The sequence below is a fragment of the Actinoplanes sp. NPDC051633 genome (genome assembly GCF_040681735.1).
Classification (GTDB): Bacteria; Actinomycetota; Actinomycetes; order Mycobacteriales; family Micromonosporaceae; genus Actinoplanes.
Window position 1 is genome coordinate 1 of record NZ_JBFAZH010001107.1, and the last position, 2,558, is coordinate 2,558.

General features: G+C 68.5%; 3 protein-coding genes. All 3 read left to right on the forward strand.

The features are described 5' to 3' along the window. Positions 1-394 (forward strand): substrate-binding domain-containing protein (locus AB0M20_RS37610; protein ID WP_364305580.1); only part of this gene is annotated, 394 nt, incomplete at its 5' end. Positions 395-427: 33 nt separating this feature from the next. Beyond that, entirely contained in the window at positions 428-1,786 is a 1,359-nt protein-coding gene (locus AB0M20_RS37615) for a sugar ABC transporter substrate-binding protein (protein WP_364305581.1), read from the forward strand. A 41-nt stretch (positions 1,787-1,827) separates the two neighbouring features. Continuing rightward, a partial coding sequence (locus tag AB0M20_RS37620) for a sugar ABC transporter permease (RefSeq protein ID WP_364305583.1) occupies positions 1,828-2,558 on the forward strand: 731 nt, incomplete at its 3' end.

Below are 2,558 nucleotides of genomic sequence, written 5' to 3' on the forward strand. Positions count from 1 at the left end.
GGCCAAGGCGCCGTGCCCGCCCTGGATAGAAGGGGACTGGTCGCCCGCGTCCGGCTACGCAGCCGGCCGGCGGCTGGCCCGCAACCCCGACGTGACCGCGGTCTTCGCGGCGAACGACGACATGGCGATCGGTGTCATGTCGGCGCTCGCCGAGGCCGGCCGCCGCGTGCCCGACGACGTCAGCGTCATCGGGCTCGACGACATCCCGATCGCGGCGTACCAGACACCGCCGCTCACCACCGTGCGGCAGGACTTCGTCGCACTCGTCCGTAACGGTCTCGAACGCCTCGTGGGCCAGATCGAGGCACCGGGCGACGACCGGCCGGGATCCGACTCGCTGGAGCCGGTCTCGCTGGTCGTGCGCCGTTCCACCCGCGCACCCGTACACCGCTGATCTTTTTCTCCGCGCCCCCGAGGAGCAGATACCATGAAACGTTTCATCGCTGCGGCCGCAGCACTGGTGACCGTCTTGAGCTTCACCGCCTGCAGCGGCGACGACGGCGGCGGGGACGGCGGCAACGGCGGCAAGGCCGCCCAGCCCGCCGCCCAGGCCGACATCGACAAGGCCATGCAGACGCCGACCGAGCTGACCTTCTGGACCTGGGTGCCGGACATCCAGAAGGAGGTCGACCTGTTCACGAAGAAGTACCCGGCGATCAAGGTGAAGGTGGTCAACGCCGGGCAGGGCGAGCCGCAGTACACCAAGCTGCGTACCGCGCTGAAGGCCGGCACCGGCGCGCCCGACGTGGCGCAGATCGAGTTCCAGTACATCCCGACCTTCTCGCTCACCAAGAGCCTGATCGATCTGCGCACCTACGGCGCCGACGCGCTGAAGGACAAGTTCGTCGACTGGACCTGGAGCCAGGTCACCGGCCAGAACGGCGAGATCTGGGGTTATCCGCAGGACACCGGCCCGATGGGCATGCTCTACCGGGCCGACCTGTTCGAGAAGTACGACATCGAGGTCCCGAAGACCTGGGACGACTTCGCCGCCGCCGCGCGCAAGCTGCACACCGCCGACCCGAACGTCTACCTGACCAACCTCGCGTCGAACCAGAACGGCGCGTTCATGGGTCTGCTCTGGCAGGCCGGCGCCAAGCCGTTCGCCAACACCGGCCCCGAGTCGGTCACCGTGAACCTCAACGACGACGTGGCCAAGAAGGTCGGCAACTACTGGGGCGGCCTGGTCAAGGAGGGCGTCGTCTCGGCCGATCCCGACTTCACCGACGCGTGGTACCAGGCGTTGAACAAGGGCAAGTACGCGACCTGGCTGACCGCCGCCTGGGGCCCGGTGTTCCTGCAGAGCAGCGCCGCCTCGACCAAGGGCAAGTGGCGGGCCGCGCCGCTGCCGCAGTGGGACGCGGGCAAGCAGGTCTCCGGCAACTGGGGCGGCTCGACCAGCGCGGTGATCACGGGTACGAAGAACCCGATCGCGGCCGCCAAGTTCGCCGAGTTCCTCAACACCGACCCGGAGTCGACCAAGAAGTTCGCCACCGAGCAGTTCCTCTTCCCGGCCACCAAGGCCCTGCTGGCCGACCCGTCGTTCACCGGCCAGAAGCCGGAGTTCTACGGTGGACAGACGGTGAACCAGGTGTTCTCCGACGTCAGTGACACGGTCGACACGCAGTTCCAGTGGCCGCCGTTCCTCGACCAGGCGGTCAACGACTGGGACGAGACGGTGGGCAAGTCGTTCGCCGACAAGACCGACACGGGTGCCGCCCTCGACCAGTGGCAGACGCGGGTGAGCGACTACGCGAAGAACCAGGGCTTCAAGGTCGGCCAGTGATAGACCGGCCAGTGCGGGACCGGCCGGTGACCGGCCGGCCGATGACGGACCGCCCGGTGACCGGCCGGGGCGTGAAGAGGCAGAGCCATGCCGGCGCGGGCTTCCTGTTCGTCCTGCCGTTCATGGTGGTCTTCCTGGCGATGCTCGTGCTTCCACTGCTGTACGCGGCGTACCTGAGCCTCTTCCGCGAGCAGCTGATCGGCGGCACGGTCTTCGCCGGGCTGGACAACTACACCCGGGCACTCACCGACGACCGGCTGATCGGCGGCGTGCTCCGGGTGGTCCGGTTCTTCGTGCTGCAGGTGCCGGTGATGCTGCTGCTGTCCACGGTGGCCGCGCTCGCCATCGACAGCGGGCTGCTGCGCTTCGCGAAGGTCTTCCGGCTGGGCATCTTCGTCCCGTACGCGGTGCCCGCCGTCGTCGCGACGCTGATGTGGGGCTACCTGTACGGCCAGGACTTCGGGCCGTTCGCCCAGCTGGCCGACAACCTCGGCCTGCCCGCGCCGCCGTTCCTCAGTGACGGATGGATGCTCGGCTCGATGGCCAACATCGTGACCTGGGAGTTCGTCGGCTACAACATGATCATCCTGTACGCCGCCCTGCGCGGCATCTCGCCGGACCTCTACGAGGCGGCGGCGGTGGACGGGGCCGGCGCGTGGCGGGTCGCCTGGAGCATCAAGCTGCCCGCGTTGCGCCCGGCCCTGCTGCTCTGCCTGATCTTCTCGGTGATCGGGAGCTTCCAGCTGTTCGCCGAGCCGAACCTGTTGCAGCG